We start from the raw sequence: 20,342 nt of genomic DNA on the forward strand, positions 1-20,342 counted from the left end.
ATGTCCGAGCAGATCGCTGAGCACCCGGCGAGCGACGACTCGACCGCACCCGTGGGCGCCGCCCACCGCCGGACCTCGAAGCTCGCGATCGTCGGCGCCGGTGCGGTCGGCTCGACCATGGCGTACGCCGCGCTGATGCGCGGCGCCGCTCGCAACGTCGCGCTGTTCGACATCAACAAGGCGAAGGTCGAGGCCGAGGCGCTCGACCTCGGGCACGGCATCCAGTTCATGTCGATGGCCGAGGTCGTCGGGTCCGACGACATCGCGGTCTGCGCCGACGCCGACGTCGTCGTGTTCACCGCGGGCGCCAAGCAGAAGCCCGGCCAGACGCGCATCGACCTCGCCGAGGCCACCATCGGCCTGGTGAAGAAGGTGTTGCCCTCGCTGGTCGAGGTCGCCCCGCACGCCGTCTACGTGATGGTCACCAACCCGGTCGACGTGGTGACGTACGCGTCGCTCAAGATCTCGGGCCTGCCGCCCACGCAGATGTTCGGCTCGGGCACCGTGCTCGACTCCTCACGCCTGCGCTACCTGATCGCGAACCACACGGGTGTCGCCGTGCAGAACGTGCACGCGTACATCGCGGGCGAGCACGGCGACTCCGAGCTGCCCCTGTGGAGCTCGGCGTCGATCGGCGCGATCCCGCTGCTCGAGTGGCAGGGCATCGAGGGCCAGGGTCCGCTCACGCACGCGGTGCGCGAGGAGATCGCGCGCGAGGTCGTCGAGTCCGCGTACCGGATCATCGAGGGCAAGGGCGCGACGAACTACGCGGTCGCCCTGGCTGGCTCGCGCATCATCGAGGCGATCCTCAAGGACGAGCGGCGCGTCCTGCCGGTCTCCTCCTTGCTCACGGACTACTACGGCATCAGCGACGTGTGCCTGTCCGTGCCGACGATCGTGGGCTCGGCCGGGGTGCTCGACCGCCTGCCCGTCCCGATGTCGGTCGACGAGCTCTCGGGCCTGCGCGCCTCGGCCCAGGCCGTGCGCGACGTCGCGCGCCGCTTCGGCTACTGACATCCGGGGCGGACGAGGCCCGAGCGCGCCGATCCGAGCAGGTTCCGAGCGGGCCGGGCCCTGGGCGGGCGACACCCGGCCGACCGAGATCGCGCGGGTCGATGACGTGCTCGACGGGACTGACGCGGCCGTGGTGGCGTCAGTCGGCCCAGACGTCCTCCCAGCGGCCCTCGTCCGTCGGCGGGTCCGTCGGTGGATGCCCGCCCGCGTCCTGCGTCGCCACGACGGCGCGGTCGTCCGGGCCGTCGTGCGCGGGCTCCTGCTCGGCCGGCGCGGCCCCGGCCGACGCCCGTTCGGCGCGTTCGTCGTCCGTCAGGGCGTCGCGCAGGCGGCGGCCGACGTCGCGGCCCGGGTCGGGGAGGCGGCCAGGCACGGGCGTCAGAGGCTGCGCAGGACGCTGACGACGCGTCCGAGGACCGTCGCGTCGTCGCCGGGGATGGGCGCGTAGGCCGCGTTGTGCGGCATGAGCCAGACGTGCCCGTCGGCGCGACGCAGAGTCTTGACCGTCGCCTCACCGTCGATCATCGCCGCCACGATCTCGCCGTTCTCCGCGACCGGCTGGCGGCGGACCACCACCCAGTCGCCGTCGCAGATCGCCGCGTCGACCATCGAGTCTCCGGAGACCTTGAGCAGGAAGAGCTCACCGTCACCCACGAGCTGGCGGGGGAGCGGGAAGACGTCCTCGACCACCTGCTCCGCGAGGATCGGGCCGCCCGCGGCGATCCGGCCGACCACGGGGACGTACGCCGGCGCGGCCAGGCGCTCCGACCCGGTGTCGCCGAGCTCGAGCTCGGAGCCGCCGTCCCCTGTGAACTGCGGCACGCCGCGCGAGTCGTCGGCGTGGACGACCTCGATGGCGCGCGGCCGCTTCGGGTCGCGGCGCAGGTAGCCCTTGCGCTCGAGAGCGGTCAGCTGGTGCTTGACGCTCGACGGGCTCGTCAGCCCCACCGCGTCGCCGATCTCGCGCATGCTCGGCGGGTAGCCGCGGGTCTCGACGGAGACGCGGATCGTCTGGAGCACGAGGCGCTGACGCGCCGTCAGGCCGTCCGGGCCCGGCGGCGTCTCGGGCAGCTCGTGCACCGTTCCGAGCGTGCCCTGCGCACCGCTCTCGGTCTGGTCGTCGGTCCGCTCGTCCGTCACGTCCACCCCTCCAGTCCACGTCCGTCGCCCGGCCGTGGTCGACCCGGTCGCTCGGTGCGCCCCACCGTCCCCCCGTGATCCCCCGGCTGCTCCGCCCCCGTGGCGACGTCTCCACGGCCCCGACCGACGTCCTCGACGCCAGCCGCCTGCGGGCGGTGCTGCGCGGAGGAGGCCTCGGTGCGAGCCGTGGTGCCGTCGTCATGCGGGCCGTACGTCCGCGGACGGGGTCTGTGCGTGAGCGGTCGGCGGGTGTGTCAGTGGTCGATGGTGCGCTGTACCTCAGCAGGAAGCCTACGCAGGCGGACCAGCGATTTCAAACATCTGTTCGACATCTCTGGACGCGTGTCGCGGGCCTCTGGTAGAACTCGTACAGACGTACGACGAACACATGTATGACGAACAGGTGTATGACGGACGAGGCCCTACCCCGCCGCGCTGCGGGAAGCGGGTGGTCCGGCGTCACGAAGGAGAGGAAGCGCGATGAGCACGATGGTGATCGGTCCCTCGGTCCCGACGATCCGTGGCGTGCGCTCGTCCGCGGGCGAGCGCGGCCAGGCGGCCGCGCCGGCCGGCCTGCACCTGACGCGTCGTGGCCGCGCCGTCGTCGTGGTTCTCGCGCTCGTCGTGGCCGCGGTGGCGTTCGCGCTCGGCGCGCGGTCGGCTGCAGGCGCCCCGGCGGACGTCACGGTCGACCGCTACGTCGTGCAGGCCGGTGACACGCTGTGGGACATCGCGGCGCAGTCGCGAGGCGCCGGCGAGTCGGTGAGTGCGCAGGTGCGCGAGCTCGTCCGCGTGAACGGGCTGTCGGGTGACCAGGTCGTCGCCGGCCAGGAGATCGTCGTCCCGCGCGGCTGACGGCGCGCGTGAGACCGAACCCAGCTTCCGCGGGGCCGAGGCCGAGCGGTACTGCGCCCGAGGGCCGCCATCCCTGAGGCGTCGCTGCCGACGCGGGCGGTCGGACCCGGCCCGTCCCGGTGGGGTCGGCCCTCGGGTCGTCGGTCCGGCCGGGGTCGGTACGATCGTTCGGGGTCGGCGCACGTCGGCACTGATCTCATGGCGCAGGGAGGCTCAGGGTGCACTGCCCGTTCTGCCGTCACCCGGACTCTCGGGTCGTCGACTCGCGGACCTCGGACGACGGGTCCTCGATCCGTCGCCGTCGTCAGTGCCCGTCCTGCAACCGTCGGTTCACGACCGTGGAGACCACGAGCCTGTCAGTGGTGAAGCGGTCCGGCGCCACCGAGCCGTTCAGCCGGGACAAGATCGCGGGCGGCGTGCGCAAGGCCTGCCAGGGACGCCCGGTGAGCGAGGACGATCTCGCACTGCTCGCACAGAAGGTCGAGGAGACCCTGCGGTCGTCGGGCTCGGCCGAGATCGACGCGTACGAGATCGGTCTGGCGATCCTCGGTCCGCTGCGCGAGCTCGACGAGGTCGCCTACCTGCGGTTCGCGAGCGTGTACCAGGCGTTCGACTCGCTCGAGGACTTCGAGGCGGCGATCACCGTCCTGCGGGCCGAGCGCGCCGAGCGTGACGGCGAGGGCGACGAGGAGGCGTTCGGTGACGAGGAGTCGTCGCACGACGACTCGGTGGAGTCCGGCTCGGCGCTCTGACCTGCGCGGGTGACGGCGCGCACCCGTGGCAGGAGTGGCCTGACGTTCGGGTTACGGTCGGACCATGCTTCCTGACGACGTCTTCCTGCTGCGTGCGCCCGGCGCGCCGGCCCTGCTTCCCGACGGCTCCGCGGCGATCGTCGCGGTCTCGCGTCCCGACCGCGACTCGGACCAGTACCGCGGCGGCCTGTGGATCGTCCCGACGGACGGGTCCGCGCCGCGGCAGCTCACGCGCGGCCACAGCGACAGCGAGCCGGACGTCTCGCCGGATGGCCGGTGGGTCGTGTTCGTGCGCGGCGGCTCGGGCAAGCCGCAGCTCCACCTCGTCGAGGCGGCGGGCGGTGAGCCGTTCGCGATCACCGCGGAGCCGCTCGGCGCGGGGCAGCCCCGGTTCTCGCCCGACGGGCGTCGCATCGCGTTCGTGGCGCGCGTACCGCAGGAGGGGCGCTACGTGCCGGACGGGGACCCCGCCGCCGAGCGTCCGCGTCTCATCACCGAGCTCCGCCACCGCGCCGACGGGATCGGGTTCGTGCGGGACCGCACCCGTCAGCTGTTCGTCGTCGAGGTGCCGGACGCCACCGGGGACGCGGTCGCGGTCCCGTCGTCGTTCCGTCTGACCGACGCGGACAGCGACGTCGACGCGCCGCGCTGGTTCACCGACGGCCGGTCGATCGCAGCGGTCCTGGCGCGCCACGCGGCGCGCGAGGACGACCTGCGGCGCGACGCGGTGGCCGTCGTGGTCCCGGACGAGCTCGTGGGTGAGCAGGGGACTGCGACGATCACACCCCTCACGGATGCCGACGCGGGTTCGTCGCTGTCGGTCTCGCGCGTCCTTCCCGCCGCGGACGGCCGGCGCGTGTGGCTCCTCGCGGACGACGCGGGGGAGTCCGGCCGTGACTTCATCGCCGCGCTGACCGGGCTGTTCGAGGTCCCCCTCGACGAGGCAGGCGCTGCGGCAGGTCCCGCGCGCCGGCTCACGGACCCCGACGAGGTGGACCTCGACCCCGCGGTGCTGGTCGAGCTCGGCGGTGACGAGGTCGCCGTCGCACCGCTGCGCTCCGGGGCGGTGCACCTGTGCCGGGTCGGCGCGGACGGCGTGCTGCACGACCTGCTGGGCGGCGCGGTCGTCGTGAGCGCGGCGGCGTTCTCGGGTGGCGTGCTGGTCGCGGTCCGGGCGACGCCGAGCAGCGCTGGGGACGTCGTCGCCGTGCACGGCGACGACGAACGCGTGCTCACCGACCTGTCGGCCGAGCTGCGTGCCACCGGGCGCGTCCGCGTGCCCGAACCGCTGGTGGCGCACGCCCCCGACGGCTACCGCGTCGAGGGTTGGCTCACGACGCCGGACCCCGAGCGGTACGGCGCGGGTCCCCACCCGACGATCCTCACGATCCACGGCGGTCCGTTCGCGCAGTACACGCACGCGGTCTTCGACGAGGTGCAGGTGCTCGTCGAGGCGGGTTACGCCGTCGTGCACGGCAACCCGCGTGGTTCGTCGGGCCGTGGACGCGCGCACGGGCGCGCGATCCGCCGCGGCTTCGGCACCGTCGACACCGACGACGTGCTCGCCCTGCTCGACCAGGCGCTGGCCGACGACCGGACCGACGCGGAGCGGACGGGGGTCATGGGCGGCTCGTACGGCGGCTACATGACCGCCTGGCTGACGACGCGGACCGACAGGTTCCGTGCGGCGATCGTCGAGCGCGGTTTCCTCGACCCGGTGAGCTTCGTGGGGTCGAGCGACATCGGCTGGTTCTTCGGGCTGGAGTACCTGGGTGAGCCGGAGACGGAGGCGGACCTCGTCGCGGGTCAGTCGCCGATGGCGCACGTCGCCTCGGTGCGCACGCCGACATTCGTCATCCACTCGGAGCAGGACTGGCGGTGCCCGGTCGAGCAGGGGCAGCGCTGGTTCGTCGAGCTCAAGCGACGCGGCGTCCCGACCGAGCTCCTGCTGTTCCCGGGCGAGGGTCACGAGCTGACGCGTTCGGGGCGGCCCGCGCACCGCGTCGAGCGGTTCGAGCACGTGCTGCGCTGGTGGCAGCGCTGGCTGCCGGTCGAGCCCGCGGGCGCGACCGTCTGACACGACCGCCCCGGGGCCCACCGGTGTCCGACGGGCTCCGGGGCGGGATTGAGGTGGCACGCGCGCCGCGCGTCGGCCACGCTGAGGGTTCGACGACGGACAGGAGGAGCCGATGGCGCACGACGACACCAAGCCGGCGGTCAGTGAGGACGCGAAGGCGAAGTTCCGGGAGGCGCTCGAGCGCAAGAAGGGCGCGCAGCACCGCACGGCCGACGCCCAGGCGAACACCGGGCAGGTGCACGGCTCGGAGACCACCGGCCCTGCGCAGCGGCGGTTCCAGCGCAAGTCCGGCTCGTCGTGACGACGCGCTGACGGCCCCTCCCCGGACGGGTCCGCGCGGCGGGCACGTCCGGGGCGGAGAGGCCCGCGGAGCCGTCAGGCGACGCAGAGGCGCACAAGGCCCCGACCGGTCGACCGGTCGGGGCCTTGTGCGTGCTCGGGCGAGGCCGTGGCCGCCGCGATCGCGAGGGGATGCGCGCGCAGGCCACCCGTCGCGCTCAGGACAGCAGACGCACCCGGATGGCCTCGGGCTGCGCGGCGAGCGCGTCGACGAGCGCGTCCTCGACCGGCGAGCCGGCGTCCGTCACCACGTAGCCGAGCTCGCCGCGGGTTGCGAGCAGCTGTCCCTCGATGTTCACGCCGTGCTCGGCGAGCGTCGCGTTGACGTTCGCCAGCACGCCGGGGACGTTGCGGTGCAGGTAGGCGAGCCGGTGCACGCCCGGGGGCTGGTCGAGCGCGACGTTCGGCAGGTTGACCGACAGGGTCGTGGAGCCTGTGGCCAGGTAGTCGCGCACCTTGTGGGCGACGAACTGCCCGATCGCCTCCTGCGCCTCCTCGGTCGAGCCACCGGTGTGGGGCGTGAGGATGACGTTCGGCAGGCCGCGCAGCTCGGACTCGAACGGGTCGCCCTTGCGCTTCGGCTCCTCGGGGAACACGTCGATCGCGGCGCCCGCGAGGTGGCCGGACACGATCGCGTCGCGCACCGCCGCGGGGTCGACGACGAAGCCCCTGGACAGGTTGAGCAGGATCGAGCCGGGCTTCATCCGGGCGATCTGCGGCGCGCCGAAGAACCCGGCGTTGCCGGGGCGTCCGTCGACGTGCAGCGTCACGACGTCGGCGACCTCGAGCAGCTCGTCGAGCGTCGCGGCGCGGCGCGCGTTGCCGAGCGCGAGCTTCTCGGCCGCGTCGTAGAAGACGACGGACATGCCGAGGTTCTCCGCGAGCACCGACAGCTGCGTGCCGATGTTGCCGTAGCCGATGATGCCGAGCGTGCGGCCGCGGACCTCGTGCGCGCCGGTCGCGGACTTGTTCCAGATCCCGCCGTGCATCTCCTTGTCGAACACGGTCAGACGGCGCGTCAGCGAGATGATGTCGGCGATCGCGATCTCGACGACGGAACGCGTGTTGGAGAACGGCGCGTTGAACGCGGCGATCCCGAGCGAGGCGGCGGCGCGCAGGTCGATCTGGTTCGTGCCGATGCAGAATGCGCCGATCGCCACGAGGTCGGGGGCGTGGGCGACGACGTCCGCCGTGACCTGGGTCTTGGACCGGATCCCGAGGAGCGCGACGCCGTCGAGCGCGTCGATCAGCTCGGACTCGTCGAGCGCGCCGGTGCGCGTGGTGACGTCGAAGCCCGCGTCCTCGAGGATCGTGCGGGCGTGCGGGTGGAGGTTCTCGAGCAGCAGGGCCTTGGGCACGGCCCCATCGTGCGCCTGTCCGGGTGCTGGGCGCCGCGTTGTCCGATCTGCGGACAGGCTGCCGGACGCAGCGACGACGTGGACCCGGTAGGCCCCAGCACCGCCGGTGATCCTCGTCTGCCGTGCCGGTCCCGGGCGGTCAGCCGGTCAGTCGCTCAGCCCCGCGGGCAGGCCGCGCGCGTGCAGCACGTGCAGCGCCCTCGTCGGACGCGTCATCGCGACGTACAGGTCACCGGCGGAGACCGCGAGCACCTCGCCGGGCTCGACGAGCACGACGTGGTCGAACTCGAGCCCCTTCGCCTGACGCGCCGTGAGCACGACGACCGGCGCGTCGAGGTCGAGCGGAGCGCGCTGGTCGGCGCGCTCGCCGCCCGCGGCCTCGACCGCGGCACGCAGCTCGTCCACGCGTCCGGCGGCCGCGATGACCGCCACGCGCCCGGCACCCGTCTCGTCCTGCACCGCGCGCAGCGCGTCGACCGCAGCCGTCGCCGCGGCGCTCGTGAGCGCGGCGTCCTCGACCCGGGTCACGACGAGCGCGTCGGGGACCTCGCGCGCCGACGTCAGGGGAGAGCGGGGCAGGCCCGCGGCGTCGGCGACGCGACCCGCCGCGTCCGCGACGGACGCGGGCGTGCGGTAGTTGACCGTGAGGTCCGCCTGTCGCCAGCTCCCGCGCAGCACCGGGTCGAGCATCGCGGCCCACTGGCGCGCGCCCGCGGCCGACGAGGTCTGCGCGACGTCGCCCACGATCGTCAGCGACCGCGTGGGGACGCGCCGCAGCAGCGCGCGCCACGCCATCGCCGACAGCTCCTGCGCCTCGTCGACGACGACGTGACCGTACGTCCACGTGCGGTCCGCCGCGGCGCGCTCCGCGGTCGTGAGCACGGGACCGCCCGCCGAGAACCGGTCCGCGAGCAGCTCGGCCGACACGAACGCGCCCGCGCTGGTCTGCTCGAGCACCTGACGCGCGTACGAGACCTCGCGCTGCCGCGCCTCGGCCGCGACGCGCGCCTGCGCGCGAGCCGCCTGGTCGTCCTCGCCGAGCAGCTCGGCGGCCTCGTCGAGCAGCGGGACGTCGGCGGGCGTCCACGGCGCGTCCGGCTCGCGCGCCAGGAGCGCGCGCTCGTCGGCCGACAGCTGCGGTGCGGCCGACTCGAGCCGCCACGGCTTGGCGTACAGGTCCGCGAGGAGCTTCTGCGGGGTCAACGGCATCCACGCGAGGTTCAGGGCGATCCTGATCTCCCGGGTCGAGCGCAGGTCCTCCAGGATCTCCGCACGCTCGTCGGGCGGGACGTCGAACGCGAGCTGGTCGACGTACTGCGCCGCGAGGCGCGAGAGCATGTCGCGCACGAACGCGACCCGCGCGAGGTTGTGCGGGCGGTGCAGGCGACGGGCGCGCGCGATGGCCTGCGCCACGTCCTGCGGGCGCACGACGACGGTGCGGCCGTCGATGCGCACGGTCGTCGGCTCGGCCGGCACGCGCTGCCGGTCGCTCACGGCGCGCGCGATCACGCGCGCCATCACCGCCCGGCCCTTGATCTGCGCGACGTGCTCGGGCTCGTCGCCGGACGCGACGACGCCCGGCACCAGGTCGGCGATGGTCGTGGTGACCACACCGGTCTCGCCGAGCGACGGCAGGACCTGGTCGATGTAGCGCAGGAACGTGCGCGACGGCCCGACGAGCAGCACGCCCGAGCGTTCGAGCAACCGGCGGTGCGCGTACAGCAGGTAGGCCGCGCGGTGCAGCGCGACCGCGGTCTTGCCGGTGCCCGGCCCACCCTGCACGACGAGCGCGCCGCCCAGCTCGGAGCGGATGATCGCGTCCTGCTCGGCCTGGATGGTCGCGACGATGTCGCCCATCCGGCCGGTGCGGGCCGCGCGCAGCCCGGCCAGGAGCGCGCCCTCGCCGGACAGGCCGGTCAGCTCGTCGCCGTCGCCGTCGAGCAGGTCGAGGTCGAGGACCTCGTCCTCGACGCCGGTCACGGTCCGACCGCGGGTGACCACGTGACGGCGGCGCTGCACGCCTTCGGGGTGAGCGGCGGTCGCGCGGTAGAACGCACGCGCTGCCGGAGCGCGCCAGTCGGTGAGCAGCTGGGTCTGCTCCTCGTCGGTCAGGCCGATCCGCCCGACGTAGCGGCGCGCGCCGTCGTCGAGGTCGAGCCGGCCGAACACCAGGCGCTCCTCGACGGCCTCGAGCTGCGCGAGCCGGTCCTCGTACAGCGTGGCGAACGCATCACGCTCGCTGCGGTTCTGCGGCGAGCCCGACGGTCCCTCGCGCCGGACCGCCGCGAGTCGGGACCGGGTCTGCGCGCGCAGCTCGTCGAGCCGGCCGTAGACGACGTCGACCTGCTGCTGCTCGAGGGCGATCTCGTCGTCCGGGGTCGTCACGCGCGTGTCCTCCTCAGGGCGCTCGTCGCGGGGCCGATGAGCGGCCGTCCATTGTTCCACCTCGCCCGCGGCGTCGCGACGCACCGACGCGTGGTTCGTGCGCGGGAATCGTGGCGCGCGCCGGCGCGTTGAGCACGCCAGACGTCCGAGAAGACGAGGGAGTGCGCGCGAGGATGCTGGACCCCAGCGAGATCTACGAGGTGGACCCGGCGGCCGAGGCCGAGGTCCGGGCACGGTCAGCCGTCCAGGGCAGCGGACCGGTGCTGGTGCACGCGGTGCGCGGGTTCGTCGACGCCGGCGCCACCGGCCAGCTCGCGGTCGAGCACCTGGTCGAGGAGTTCCCGCACACGCGCCTGGCGACGTTCGACACCGACCAGCTCGTCGACTACCGCTCGCGCCGACCCGCGATGACGTTCGACGCGACCGCGTGGACGCACTACGAGGAGCCGCAGCTCGTCGTCGACCTCGTGCGCGACGCCGAGGGGGTCCCGTTCCTGCTGCTGCACGGCGCCGAGCCGGACGTGCAGTGGGAGCGGTACGTGGCCGCGGTCCGTCAGCTCGTCGAGCGGTTCGACGTGCCGCTCACGATCGGGCTGCACGGCATCCCCATGGGTCTGCCGCACACGCGGCCCGTGTCCGTGACGGCGCACGCGACGCGCGCCGACCTCGTCGCCGACCACCGCTCCTGGTTCGGCCAGGTGCAGGTGCCGGCGAGCGCGTCGGCGCTGCTCGAGCTGCGACTCGGCGAGGCCGGCCACGACGCGATGGGCTTCGCGGTGCACGTCCCGCACTACCTCGCGCAGTCGCAGTACCCGCAGGCGACGATCGCCGGGCTGCGCGCCGTCGAGCGTGCGACCGGTCTGGACCTGCGCACGGGCGAGCTCGACGCGGCGGCGACCGACGCGACGCTCGAGATCGAGCGTCAGGTGTCCCAGTCCGACGAGGTGCGCTCGCTCGTGACCGCGCTCGAGGAGCAGTACGACGCGTTCAGCCGCAATGTCGGCAGCACGAGCCTGCTCGCGCAGGCCACGGACCTGCCGACGGCCGACGAGCTCGGCGCCGAGTTCGAACGCTTCCTGGCACAGCAGGGCGACGACCCCGCGGGCACCTGACCCGACGTCGCGTCCGCATTCGCACCGCCGTGCGCACCGTCCTTCGCGTCGACCTCGACCGAGGCTGGTGACCTGGCCGGTCACCCGTCCGGCGCACGGATCGCGCGGTGTTTACCCAATCGTTGTCGAAATGCGGTCGAACGACCCCTGTGAGGCGTGGCGCACGACACAGCGCGATGCAAGGATCGCTGACGTTGCAGTGGCGTGATCGCTTGACCGGTGCCGTCGCTCCCGGTGACCCGGGGCGGCAGTCCCACCAGCCCTTCGGCTGGCCCACCCGGTGCAGGACGTGAGGCATTGCGGCACGGTCGCGGAGCAGTTCCGTGGCCGCCACCGAGTGGAACGACAAGGAAGCACGACATGGCGCAGGGTGCAGTCAAGTGGTTCAACGCTGAGAAGGGCTTCGGGTTCATCGCCCAGGACGGCGGCGGTGCCGACGTCTTCGTCCACTACTCCGCGATCGAGACGCAGGGTTACCGCACGCTCGACGAGGGTCAGCGCGTCGAGTTCGAGATCACGCAGGGCCAGAAGGGTCCGCAGGCGGAGCACGTCCGCCCGCTCTGAGCTCGGACGTACGACCGCGAGCGTCGCGGAACTCCACGAAGGGACCGACCCGACCAGGGTCGGTCCCTTCGTCGTGGCGGGACCCTGCCGTCGTTGGGCCCTTGCCGTCACCGAGTCGTGGTCGTGCCCGTCTCCTTCGCCGCCGCGGTCTGGCAGCCAGGGCCGCTCAGGACAGATCAGGCGCCGGCCGGGGTGTCGACGGGCGGGTCGCGCAGGACGGGCGCGGAGCCGACGAGCGCGGCGAGCTCGTCGCCGCGCAGCAGGCGGGCCGGTGCCGGGAGACTGCGGACCGCGCGCGCCAGCCCGGCGACCGCGAGCAGCTGCGCGTCGTCGCTCGCCGCGAGCACGACGTTGCCGTAGCCGCGGCCGCGCAGGAGCGAGGGCTCCGCGATCGCGGCCACGTCGGGGAACACGTCGGCCAGGGTCGCGGCCTCGCTGCGTGCGCGGGTGAGTGCCGCACCGTCCGCGCAGTTGACCAGGTACAGGCCGCCCGGACGCAGCACGCGGGCGACGTCGCGGACCATCTCGACGGTCGTGACGTGCGACGGCGTGGTGTCGCCCGCGAACACGTCCCGCACGACGACGTCCGCCGACGCGTCCGGCAGCCGCGAGAGCTGCTCGCGCGCGTCACCGGCCCGGATCCGCAGCGCGGGGGAGCGCGGGAGTGCGAACCACGTCCGCACGAGCTCGGGCAGCTGGGCGTCGAGCTCGACCGCGATCTGGCGCGAGCCCGGTCGCACCGCGTCGAGCGCCCGCGCGAGCGCGCAGCCCGCGGCCCCGAGGTGGACGACGTCGAGAGGGTCGCCGGGCCGCAGGACGTCCACGACGAGCGCCATCTGCTGCATGTACTCGAACGCGAGGACGCCCGGGTCGTCCAGGTCCAGGTAGGAGCTCGGCACGCCGTTGACGAGCAGCGTGGCGCCCGACGAGTGGTCGGGGTCGGGGACGATCTCGACGGTCCCCGTCGGGATGGTGACCGGCCCGGTCGGCCAGGACGCGCGGGTCGCGCGGGCACCGGACCGGGCGGTCGTACGGCCGCCTGGACCCGATGTCGGTGGTCGGTGCGAGCCTTGGCGTCGTCCTCGGTCGGGCATGCGTCGACCCTACGGGTCGCCCCCGGGGGCGGTCCTCCGTGGAGGTCCCGCCGTCGATCGTCCGCGGGACGTCGTTCGTGGGGAATCCGGGGGCGAGGTCTCCACGCTTGACGGAGATCGAACAGATGTTCGATACTGAGGTGAACCAGGGTGGACCGCGGCGCGGTCGACCGCACGGTGCGAGGTGGAGGTGGTCGGGGATGGTGGCGGTGGTGCACACGGGTCGCGCGCACGAGCTGCTGGCGCGAGCCGACGCGGAGCTGCTCGCCGCCCAGTACTCGAGCGAGCCGTGGGAGCGGTTCGGGCACGCCCACCTGGCGGGCCTCCGGGCGGGAGCGGCCGTCATCGCCCGGCGCGGCGCCCCGACGGGTCGGGGTGCCCCTCGTACGGTCTGGGGCATGCTCACGCAGGTCGCCCCCGAGCTCGAGCGGCTGGCGCGCTTCTTCGCCGACGGCGCCGCGCTGCGCTCGGCGGTGGACGCCGGCCGCTTCGACCAGGTCGACGAGGAGCGGGCCGAGCTCACGCTGTGCGCCGCCGAGGACCTCGTCGACGCCGCACGCGAGCTCGTCCAGGCGCTCGACGCCCGCGACCTGGCGGAGCGGGGCGGGAGCCCACGCATGCTCGCGGTGCGTGCGTCGTGAGCCGAGCGCCCCGCGCGGCGCACGTCCGTCGGAGCTGGGGGACGAGCGAGGACGGCTGCTCGATCCTGCACGTCGACATGGACGCGTTCTTCGCGTCCGTCGAGCTCGCGCGCCGGCCGCAGCTGCGCGGGCTGCCGGTGATCGTGGGCGGTGCCGCGCGCGGCGTCGTCCTGGCTGCGACGTACGAGGCGCGCGCGTACGGCGTGCACTCGGCGATGCCGATGGCCGCTGCGATGCGCCTGTGCCCGCAGGCCGTCGTGGTCCCGCCTGACCACAGCGCGTACCACGAGGTGTCGGTCGGGGTGATGGAGGTGCTCTCGGACGTCACCGCGCTCGTCGAGCAGGTGAGCGTCGACGAGGCGTTCCTCGATGTGGCGGGCGCGCGCCGCAGGCTCGGTCCGCCCACCCAGATCGCCGAGGCGATCCGCCGGGTCGTGCGCGAGCGGTACGGCATCACGTGCTCGGTCGGCATCGCGTCGACCAAGTTCGTCGCGAAGATCGCCTCCGGCCACGCGAAGCCCGACGGCGTCCTGCTGGTGCCCAAGGCTGCGACGGTCGACTTCCTGCGCGCGCTGCCCGTCGGCGCGCTCTGGGGCGTGGGGGAGCGGACCGAGGCGGCGCTGGGCCGCTGGGGCATCACGACGGTCGCGGAGCTCGCGGACTGTGACGTCGCGACGGTGCAGCGCGCGGTCGGCAAGGTCGCGGGCGCGCACCTGCACGACCTCGCGTGGGGCCGCGACCCGCGTCCGGTGAGCCCCGGGCGGGAGGAGAAGTCGATCGGGGCGGAGGAGACCTTCGTCACGGACGAGCACGACCTCGGCGTCGTGCAGGCGAAGGCGCTCGAGCTGGCGGACCGGTGCGCCCGGCGTCTGCGGCAACGCTCGCTCGTCGCCCGGACCGTCACGATCAAGGTCCGCACCTCCGACTTCCGGACGCTCACCCGGTCCCGCACCCTCGGCACGCCGACCGACGTCGGTCGCGAGATCTACCTGGCGGCCCGAGCGATGCTCGCGGGCGTGGACCTGCGCGGACTGCCGGTACGGCTGGTCGGGGTCCGGGTCGAGACGCTCTCGCCGGTGACCGTCGCGGTCCGTCAGCCGACCTTCGCGGAGGTGGTGGACGAGGGCGCTGGGTCGGACGAGGCGCACCGCGAGGCCGAGCGCGCGATGGACCAGGTCCGGGACAAGTTCGGCGCTCGCGCGATCCGTCCGGCGACCGCGATCTCGACCCCGACATCGGATCGCTCGACTACCACCTTCCAGGTGGCGGATCTATCCTGATCCCGACACGTTCATCGACATGACCATCGGGGGTCGGGATGCCTCTCTCTGAGTACGAGCAGCGCGTCCTGGAGCAGATGGAGCGCCAGCTCGCGACGGACGACCCGCGTCTGGCGAACACGCTGACGCAGCGCGGCCGCCGTGCGGTCGGACGCTACGTCGTCGCCGGCATCGGCGCGGCGCTCGGACTGCTGCTGCTCGTGATCGGCGCCGCGGAGAGCCTCCCGCTGCTCGGTGTCGTGGGCTTCATCGTCATGTTCGTGCCGGTCGCGTACGCGTTCGCGCGCCCGCACCGCCAGTCCGGTCCGACGGGCGTCGTGACCGACGACGGCGCCGTCCGCAAGCACGGTGGCCAGAAGAAGGCCAAGGGACGTGCCAAGGGGCAGAGCTTCATGTCCCGCATGGAGGAGCGCTGGGACCGCCGTCGCGGCGAGAGCGGCGGTCTGTGACCCGAGGTCGCGCCCACCCGTCCCGCTGCGACGACCGTCACGCCCGGCGCTGATCGGTGCCGCCCCGCTCGTCCTGTTCTGCGCTGCTCCAGGCCGGGATCTCACTGAGCGGTCACCCTCGACCGACCTGCGTCCGCCCGTGGGCCACGCGCGGGTGAAATCGGCCGCCGGCATCAGCGCGTAGCCGCGCCCCGTGCCTGACGGCCGAGAGTCCGTCCTGGCACGAGACGCGGCTCAGCGACGGACGCTGCTGCGGCTGTTGCGATGCACGAGGCCCCGGACAGCGTGCCGGGCCTGGCTCAACCGGCTCTGGCGCGCCACGCCCGCCCCTCGGGCGCCCGTGATGACCTGGTCGGCCCACCGCGCGGTGGCCCCGGGCTCGGGTGCGACGGCGTGCAGGGCGTACCGCTCCTGCTCGACGGCACGTGCGAGCGAGCGCAGGGCCTCGACGGACTCGTCGTCCAGCGGGCCCCCCGCGGCGTGCTCGACCTGCCGCACGACCACCGGGACCACGGCCCGCGGGGTCGTCGCGGGCGTCCAGCGCACGCCGAGGCGCGCGAGCCCGCGCCGCAGTCGCACCCAGGCCTGCTCCGGCGTGAGGTCGGCGAGCACGCGTGCGCGTCGGCGGGTGAGGGCGGTCACGACCAGCGCCGCGATCACCAGGACCACGGCGACGGTGATCGCCACCGGCACCCAGGTCGTCTCCTCGGTCGTCGTGACCGTTCCTGGCCCGTTGTTCACGGGTGCCGTCCCGCCGGTGACGGGCGCGCCGGTCGGGATGACGTCGCCGGTGGGGAACGCACCGCCGCCGGTGTTGGCGAAGGGGTCGCTCCAGGGCGGCGGGGCGCCGGTCTGGACCGCGGGCGTGGGCTCGAACCGCACCCAGCCGTAGCCCTCGAACGCGATCTCGGGCCAGGCGTGGGACTGCTGGCCGGTGACGACGTACGAGCCGCCGGTGGCCGACCCCGGCAGGAAGCCGACGCCGACGCGCGCCGGCAGCCCGAGGGACCGGGCCATGACGGTCATGGCGGTCGCGAACTGCACGCAGTAGCCCTGGCGCGACTCCAGGAAGTCCCACACCGGGTCGTCCGTGCGCGCGGGTGCGACGTGCGTGTCGTAGGTGAAGTTGGCCGACGAGCGCAGGAAGGTCTGCAGTGCGAGCGCCCGCTCGTAGGGCGTGGTCGCGCCTGCGTCCTGCGCGACCTGCGCGGCGAGCGCGCGGATGTCGGCCTCGTGCGAGCTCGCGGGCACCTCGAGCGCGCGCGGGTCGCCGGTGGTGGCGACCTGGGCGTCCTCGAGCTCGTCAGCGGTGAGGGAGGGGATCTCGACGGTCATCGAGAACTCCATGCCCTCGAACGTCTCCTCGGCCCCGTCGACCTGGTCGCGCGAGACGTCGTAGGACCAGTCGCCCTCGACGTCGAGCGTGCGCGGGAAGGTCGAGATCGGGAGCTGGCGGTCCTCGAGCACACCCACCGTGGCGTCGACGATCGCGATCGTGCCGCGCGACGGGTCGGGGGCGGTCCCGAGCAGGGCCGGGTCCGAGGTGAGCAGGCCGTCGGCGTCGCCGACGTCGACGGCCTGCTCGGACGGCGAGTCGGAGTGCCACGAGCGGCCGTCGAACGACAGCAGCGTGAACGCCCGCAACGGGCCGACGGAGCTCGCGTTGACGGCGGGTGCCGCTCCCGCGGTCGCGCTCGGCGCGGGAGTGGCTGGGTCCGCGGGCTCCTCGGCCTGCCCGGACTCGTCCTCGCGCCTCTCGTCGTCCGCCGCCTCGTCGAGGCTGCGCACCTGGTAGCGGAGCACGACGTCGTCGGTCCGGCTGCCGAGGCTCTCGCGCACGTCGAGGTCCGAGGTCAGGTCGACGGGTCCGCCGCGGCCCGAGCCGAACTGCGGCAGCCCCCAGGACGACCAGCCGGGGAGCCCGGCGAGCACCGGGCCGGCCACGAGGGCGACGACGAGCACGCCCGCGGCCGACGCGCCCGCCAGTCCCGCTCGTCGAGCGTCGTCGTCGCGCGTGCCGCGCGGGGCGACGCTCAGCGCGAGCAGCAGGAGGTAGAGCAGCCCGGTCCAGAACAGCGCGGAGCCGCGCGCGGGGAAGCCGAGGACGATCGTCGGCGTCCACATCGCGGCGAACGCGACGCCGGCCAGCGCCGGCATGCCGAGGCCCACGGCCAGCAGGTCGGCGGCGAGGAACACGAGGAGGGCGCCGACCGCGAGCATGAGCTCGAGCGGCCGGACCACGTCGACGGGCACGGTCGCGACCTGCACGACGTGCACGCCCTCGGACCACATCGCGGCGGTGCGTTCCCACGACGACAGGTCGGGCACGAGCTGCAGGCGTCCGGGTGGCGCTCCGTACCGCAGGAGGACGGCGACGAACGCGACCACCAGCCCGACGACGCTCGGTGCCCACACGGACCGGGTGAGGGCCCGGACGATCATCACGCTCGCGGCGACGACGAGCACCTGCACCGTGACGGCGCCGCGCCACGGCACGGTCCCGAGCAGGTTCGTCAGTGCGTGCAACGACGCCAGCGTCGCGAGTGCGCACAGTGCGGTGGCCACCGCGGCGCGCCAGCCGCGCGGCGTCGTGACGTGCAGGGGGCTCATCGCGCGCTCCCGAGCAGTCGCAGCCAGCAGTCGAGGAGCGGCTCGCCGGGGCTCGCCTCGCACGCGCGCCAGCCGGCCCGTCGCAGCGCGGCGACCGTGAACTCGGCCTCGCGGTGGTCATGGGCGTGCTGGGGGTCGCTGCGCACGATCGCCCAGCCCTGGGCGGTGTCGGCGACGTGCGCCAGCGCGCTGCGGGCGCCCGCGCCGAGCGGGCCGAGCACGCCGAGCACGATCTCCCCGCCGGCCTCGGTGCTCTCGAGCAGGTGAGCCGCGCGCACGAGCCGGGCCTGCGCCTCGGTCGTCCCGCGCGGCGCCTCGAGGTCGACCGTGCGGTCGAGCAGCGCGGCGCGCGCGCCGTCGTGCCGCGTGTGGACGAACGGGACGCCGGTGACGGTGCTGTGCTCGCTGACGCCGTCGAGCATGCGCACGGGGTGCCCTGCCTCGAGCATCGCGAGCGCGATCGACGTCGCGAGCGAGATGGTCCACTCCACGTGCGGTCCGCGGCTCGGCAGGTCGAGGAGCACGGAGACCGGGCGCATGCCCGCGCGCTCGTCGGAGCGCACGAGCAGCTCGCCGCGGCGCGCGCTGCTGCGCCAGTGCACGCGGCGCAGGTCGTCGCCCTCGTGGTAGTCGCGCAGCGACGCGTCGTCGGTGGACGGCGAGCGGGCGCCGAGCGCCACGCGGTCGGGCTCGCCGATCAGCACGTCCGACGGCGTGGGGAGCGGGACCACGGTCGGCCAGACCGTCACCTCCGCCTGCTCGCCGAGGGTGGACGTGCTCGCGACGGTGCCGAACAGGTCGGTGCGCGTCACGACGAGCGGTCCGAGCGGCCAGCGGCCGCGCCGCGCGGCGTCCACGCCGTAGGAGACGAGCACGACGCCGGACGAGCGCTGCACCCGCGCGCGCAGCGGGCGTCCGGCGGACAGCTCGGTGGCGGCCTGCTCGGCGAACTTGAGCCCGGCCAGGCGCGCGCGTCCGGACGGGTCGCTGGACGTGATGCGGACCTCGACGCCGACCCGCTCGCCCGCGTGCACGGGGTTGGGCAGGACGAGCCGGTGGACGGTGAGCGGTCGCCGTGAGCCGCCCGCGTCGAGCCAGGCGACCACGCCCGCGCTCGCCCCGACGACGACGAGCGCGACCGCGCCGAGCCGCACGAGGTCGCGCGATCCCATGCCGATCCCGAGGAGGATCAGCGCCAGGCCGGTCGCGCCGAGCGCCCAGCCCCGCAGCGTGGGCCGCAGCAGCATCAGATGGCGCGCCGGGTCCCCGCGACACCCGCGGTCGCGGTCGTGGCGGCGGTGGGTGCCGGGCCGGCGGCCGGGAGCGGCACGCTCTCGACCAGGCTCGCGACGATCGACTCGGTGCTGCGCCCGGACAGTCGCGACTCCGTGCTGGGCAGGAGCCGGTGCGCGAGCACGGACGCGGCGAGCTGCTGCACGTCGTCGGGCAGCACGTGGTCGCGTCCGTCGATCGCGGCGATGCCCTTGGCGGCCCGCAGGAGCTGGATCGCGGCGCGCGGCGACGCACCGAGGCGCAGGCCCGGCTCGTTCCGCGTGGCGCCGACGAGGTCGACGACGTACCGCTTGACGGCGGGGGAGGCGTACAGCCGGCGCGTGACGTCGATGAGCCGCGCGACGTGCGCGGCGTCGGTCACGGCCTGCAGCCCGGCGAGCGGGTCGGACGACTCCTGCAGGTCGAGCATGTCGAGCTCGGACTCGACGCTCGGGTAACCCACCGTCAGGCGGGCCATGAACCGGTCGCGCTGCGCCTCGGGCAGCGGGTACGTGCCTTCCATCTCGACGGGGTTCTGCGTCGCGACGACGAAGAACGGCCGCGGCAGGCGGTAGGTCCGACCGTCGACCGTGGCCTGGCCCTCCTGCATGCACTCGAGGAGCGCCGACTGCGTCTTCGGCGACGCGCGGTTGATCTCGTCGCCGATGACGACGTGCGCGAACACGGGGCCCGGGCGGAACTCGAACTCGTTGGTCTGAGTGCGGAAGATGTTGACGCCCGTGAGGTCGCTCGGCATGAGGTCCGGAGTGAACTGGACCCGGCCGACGCTGCAGTCGATCGTGCGCGCGAGCGCCTTGGCGAGCGTCGTCTTGCCGACGCCGGGCACGTCCTCGAGGAGCAGGTGACCTTCGGCCAGGAGCACCGCGAGCGTGGTGCGCACGAGCTCGGGACGACCGGTGACGACGTGCTCGATCGCCGTACGCATCCGGTCGGTCGTGGCGACGAGGTCCGAGAGCTCGTCGGACGAGGGAACGGACTGCAGCATGTGGCCTCCTTTGGCGGACTGGCACGAGCCTACGGTGCGGTCCGCCCGGTCGGGGACGCCTTGTCCTACTTCCACCCGCATGGTCCCCCGCCGGTGGCGACGAGGGGTCGGCGGAGCGTCCGCGCGCCGCTCGCCCCACTTCCCTCCACGGCGCACCCCGCGCGACCGACCAGAGGGCGGCAGAACCCGGTCAGAACGGGACGAGACGGTCGATTTCGGGGCGCGTCAGTGGTGCGCCGGCCGGTACGGCGCACGCGGGCGCGCTGATTCCCTCCACTTCGCCCCACCGCCTCTGACCTGCGCAAACGCGCCACGTCCGGGTGAAAACCGGGGAATCTGAAGGTGCAGGTGGAGCAAAGTGGAGTAGCGTGGGGGCACGTGGTGAGGCGGGGAG

Annotated in this window: 18 protein-coding genes; 10 read left to right on the forward strand and 8 right to left on the reverse strand. The window is 74.0% G+C overall.

The window, feature by feature from the left end; genetic code table 11:
- Entirely contained in the window at window positions 1–1,014 is a 1,014-nt protein-coding gene (locus CPE01_RS12960) for an L-lactate dehydrogenase (RefSeq protein ID WP_146807239.1), read from the forward strand.
- A 139-nt stretch (window positions 1,015–1,153) separates the two neighbouring features.
- Here the strand turns inward: CPE01_RS12960 and CPE01_RS12965 are convergent, their stop codons facing one another.
- Together CPE01_RS12965 and lexA are read right to left on the reverse strand one after the other, a co-directional pair.
- Entirely contained in the window at window positions 1,154–1,387 is a 234-nt protein-coding gene (locus CPE01_RS12965) for a hypothetical protein (RefSeq protein WP_146807240.1), read from the reverse strand.
- Between the two features lie 5 nt (window positions 1,388–1,392).
- Window positions 1,393–2,094 carry a transcriptional repressor LexA gene (gene lexA / locus CPE01_RS12970; RefSeq protein WP_371862009.1) on the reverse strand — a complete coding sequence of 234 codons (702 nt, stop codon included), beginning with the start codon at window positions 2,092–2,094 and terminating at the stop codon, window positions 1,393–1,395.
- A gap of 540 nt (window positions 2,095–2,634) precedes the next feature.
- Between lexA and CPE01_RS12975 the strand changes: the two genes are divergently transcribed.
- The 4 genes from CPE01_RS12975 to CPE01_RS12990 all read left to right on the forward strand — a co-directional run bounded on the left by CPE01_RS12975 (window position 2,635) and on the right by CPE01_RS12990 (window position 6,139).
- Entirely contained in the window at window positions 2,635–3,009 is a 375-nt protein-coding gene (locus tag CPE01_RS12975; RefSeq protein ID WP_146807242.1) for a LysM peptidoglycan-binding domain-containing protein, read from the forward strand.
- Between the two features lie 218 nt (window positions 3,010–3,227).
- Window positions 3,228–3,761 (forward strand): transcriptional regulator NrdR, encoded by a 534-nt coding sequence (nrdR, locus tag CPE01_RS12980; protein WP_146807243.1) that lies wholly within the window; start codon window positions 3,228–3,230, stop codon window positions 3,759–3,761.
- A 64-nt stretch (window positions 3,762–3,825) separates the two neighbouring features.
- Window positions 3,826–5,838, forward strand: a complete 2,013-nt coding sequence (locus CPE01_RS12985) for a S9 family peptidase (RefSeq protein ID WP_146807244.1) — start codon at window positions 3,826–3,828, stop codon at window positions 5,836–5,838.
- Between the two features lie 112 nt (window positions 5,839–5,950).
- Window positions 5,951–6,139: a DUF5302 domain-containing protein gene (locus CPE01_RS12990; protein WP_146807245.1), complete on the forward strand. Its 189-nt coding sequence runs from the start codon at window positions 5,951–5,953 to the stop codon at window positions 6,137–6,139.
- 196 nt (window positions 6,140–6,335) lie between these two features.
- Here the strand turns inward: CPE01_RS12990 and serA are convergent, their stop codons facing one another.
- Both serA and CPE01_RS13000 read right to left on the reverse strand, forming a co-directional pair.
- A complete protein-coding gene (gene serA / locus CPE01_RS12995) occupies window positions 6,336–7,535 on the reverse strand; it encodes a phosphoglycerate dehydrogenase (RefSeq protein ID WP_146807246.1) in 1,200 nt (399 codons plus the stop codon).
- A 147-nt stretch (window positions 7,536–7,682) separates the two neighbouring features.
- Window positions 7,683–9,920: a HelD family protein gene (locus CPE01_RS13000; RefSeq protein WP_146807247.1), complete on the reverse strand. Its 2,238-nt coding sequence runs from the start codon at window positions 9,918–9,920 to the stop codon at window positions 7,683–7,685.
- Window positions 9,921–10,093: 173 nt separating this feature from the next.
- Between CPE01_RS13000 and CPE01_RS13005 the strand changes: the two genes are divergently transcribed.
- Both CPE01_RS13005 and CPE01_RS13010 read left to right on the forward strand, forming a co-directional pair.
- Complete coding sequence (locus tag CPE01_RS13005; RefSeq protein WP_146807248.1) at window positions 10,094–11,032, forward strand: proteasome assembly chaperone family protein; 939 nt, start codon at window positions 10,094–10,096, stop codon at window positions 11,030–11,032.
- A 360-nt stretch (window positions 11,033–11,392) separates the two neighbouring features.
- A complete protein-coding gene (locus CPE01_RS13010) occupies window positions 11,393–11,596 on the forward strand; it encodes a cold-shock protein (RefSeq protein ID WP_146807249.1) in 204 nt (67 codons plus the stop codon).
- Between the two features lie 176 nt (window positions 11,597–11,772).
- Here CPE01_RS13010 and CPE01_RS13015 read toward each other — a convergent pair whose 3' ends face one another.
- Window positions 11,773–12,690, reverse strand: a complete 918-nt coding sequence (locus tag CPE01_RS13015; RefSeq protein WP_146807250.1) for a spermidine synthase — start codon at window positions 12,688–12,690, stop codon at window positions 11,773–11,775.
- A gap of 200 nt (window positions 12,691–12,890) precedes the next feature.
- Here CPE01_RS13015 and CPE01_RS13020 point away from each other — a divergent pair, with 200 nt between their 5' ends.
- The 3 genes from CPE01_RS13020 to CPE01_RS13030 are packed head-to-tail and all read left to right on the forward strand — an operon-like array spanning window position 12,891 to window position 15,060.
- Window positions 12,891–13,331 (forward strand): SAV_6107 family HEPN domain-containing protein, encoded by a 441-nt coding sequence (locus tag CPE01_RS13020; RefSeq protein ID WP_146807251.1) that lies wholly within the window; start codon window positions 12,891–12,893, stop codon window positions 13,329–13,331.
- Window positions 13,328–14,611, forward strand: a complete 1,284-nt coding sequence (gene dinB, locus CPE01_RS13025) for a DNA polymerase IV (RefSeq protein WP_146807252.1) — start codon at window positions 13,328–13,330, stop codon at window positions 14,609–14,611. The genes CPE01_RS13020 and dinB overlap by 4 nt, the downstream gene beginning before the upstream one ends.
- Window positions 14,612–14,649: 38 nt before the next feature.
- The gene (locus CPE01_RS13030) at window positions 14,650–15,060 is read left to right on the forward strand and encodes an SCO2097 family morphological protein (protein WP_146807253.1); all 411 of its coding nucleotides are present in this window, start codon (window positions 14,650–14,652) and stop codon (window positions 15,058–15,060) included.
- A gap of 234 nt (window positions 15,061–15,294) precedes the next feature.
- Here CPE01_RS13030 and CPE01_RS13035 read toward each other — a convergent pair whose 3' ends face one another.
- Genes CPE01_RS13035 through CPE01_RS13045 form a run of 3 tightly spaced genes read right to left on the reverse strand, consistent with a single transcriptional unit; the run spans window position 15,295 to window position 19,948 of the window.
- Window positions 15,295–17,670 (reverse strand): transglutaminase TgpA family protein, encoded by a 2,376-nt coding sequence (locus CPE01_RS13035; protein ID WP_146807254.1) that lies wholly within the window; start codon window positions 17,668–17,670, stop codon window positions 15,295–15,297.
- Complete coding sequence (locus tag CPE01_RS13040) at window positions 17,667–18,917, reverse strand: DUF58 domain-containing protein (RefSeq protein ID WP_146807255.1); 1,251 nt, start codon at window positions 18,915–18,917, stop codon at window positions 17,667–17,669. The genes CPE01_RS13035 and CPE01_RS13040 overlap by 4 nt, the downstream gene beginning before the upstream one ends.
- Window positions 18,917–19,948 (reverse strand): AAA family ATPase, encoded by a 1,032-nt coding sequence (locus tag CPE01_RS13045; protein WP_146807256.1) that lies wholly within the window; start codon window positions 19,946–19,948, stop codon window positions 18,917–18,919. Before CPE01_RS13045 ends, CPE01_RS13040 begins: the two co-directional genes overlap by 1 nt.
- Window positions 19,949–20,342 lie beyond the last annotated feature (394 nt).

It is taken from the genome of Cellulomonas persica (genome assembly GCF_007989825.1).
Lineage (GTDB): Bacteria > Actinomycetota > Actinomycetes > Actinomycetales > Cellulomonadaceae > Cellulomonas > Cellulomonas persica.

Excerpts from the sequence above, each read along its gene's own strand:
- CPE01_RS13015 (WP_146807250.1), bottom strand. The coding sequence starts at position 12,690 with ATGCCCGACCGAGGACGACGCCAAGGCTCGCACCGACCACCGACATCG.
- CPE01_RS13040 (WP_146807255.1), bottom strand. The coding sequence starts at position 18,917 with ATGCTGCTGCGGCCCACGCTGCGGGGCTGGGCGCTCGGCGCGACCGGC.
- CPE01_RS13010 (WP_146807249.1), top strand. The coding sequence starts at position 11,393 with ATGGCGCAGGGTGCAGTCAAGTGGTTCAACGCTGAGAAGGGCTTCGGG.
- CPE01_RS12985 (WP_146807244.1), top strand. The coding sequence starts at position 3,826 with ATGCTTCCTGACGACGTCTTCCTGCTGCGTGCGCCCGGCGCGCCGGCC.
- CPE01_RS13020 (WP_146807251.1), top strand. The coding sequence starts at position 12,891 with ATGGTGGCGGTGGTGCACACGGGTCGCGCGCACGAGCTGCTGGCGCGA.
- CPE01_RS13030 (WP_146807253.1), top strand. The coding sequence starts at position 14,650 with ATGCCTCTCTCTGAGTACGAGCAGCGCGTCCTGGAGCAGATGGAGCGC.
- CPE01_RS12960 (WP_146807239.1), top strand. The coding sequence starts at position 1 with ATGTCCGAGCAGATCGCTGAGCACCCGGCGAGCGACGACTCGACCGCA.
- CPE01_RS13005 (WP_146807248.1), top strand. The coding sequence starts at position 10,094 with ATGCTGGACCCCAGCGAGATCTACGAGGTGGACCCGGCGGCCGAGGCC.
- CPE01_RS13045 (WP_146807256.1), bottom strand. The coding sequence starts at position 19,948 with ATGCTGCAGTCCGTTCCCTCGTCCGACGAGCTCTCGGACCTCGTCGCC.
- CPE01_RS13035 (WP_146807254.1), bottom strand. The coding sequence starts at position 17,670 with ATGAGCCCCCTGCACGTCACGACGCCGCGCGGCTGGCGCGCCGCGGTG.
- CPE01_RS12975 (WP_146807242.1), top strand. The coding sequence starts at position 2,635 with ATGAGCACGATGGTGATCGGTCCCTCGGTCCCGACGATCCGTGGCGTG.
- CPE01_RS12990 (WP_146807245.1), top strand. The coding sequence starts at position 5,951 with ATGGCGCACGACGACACCAAGCCGGCGGTCAGTGAGGACGCGAAGGCG.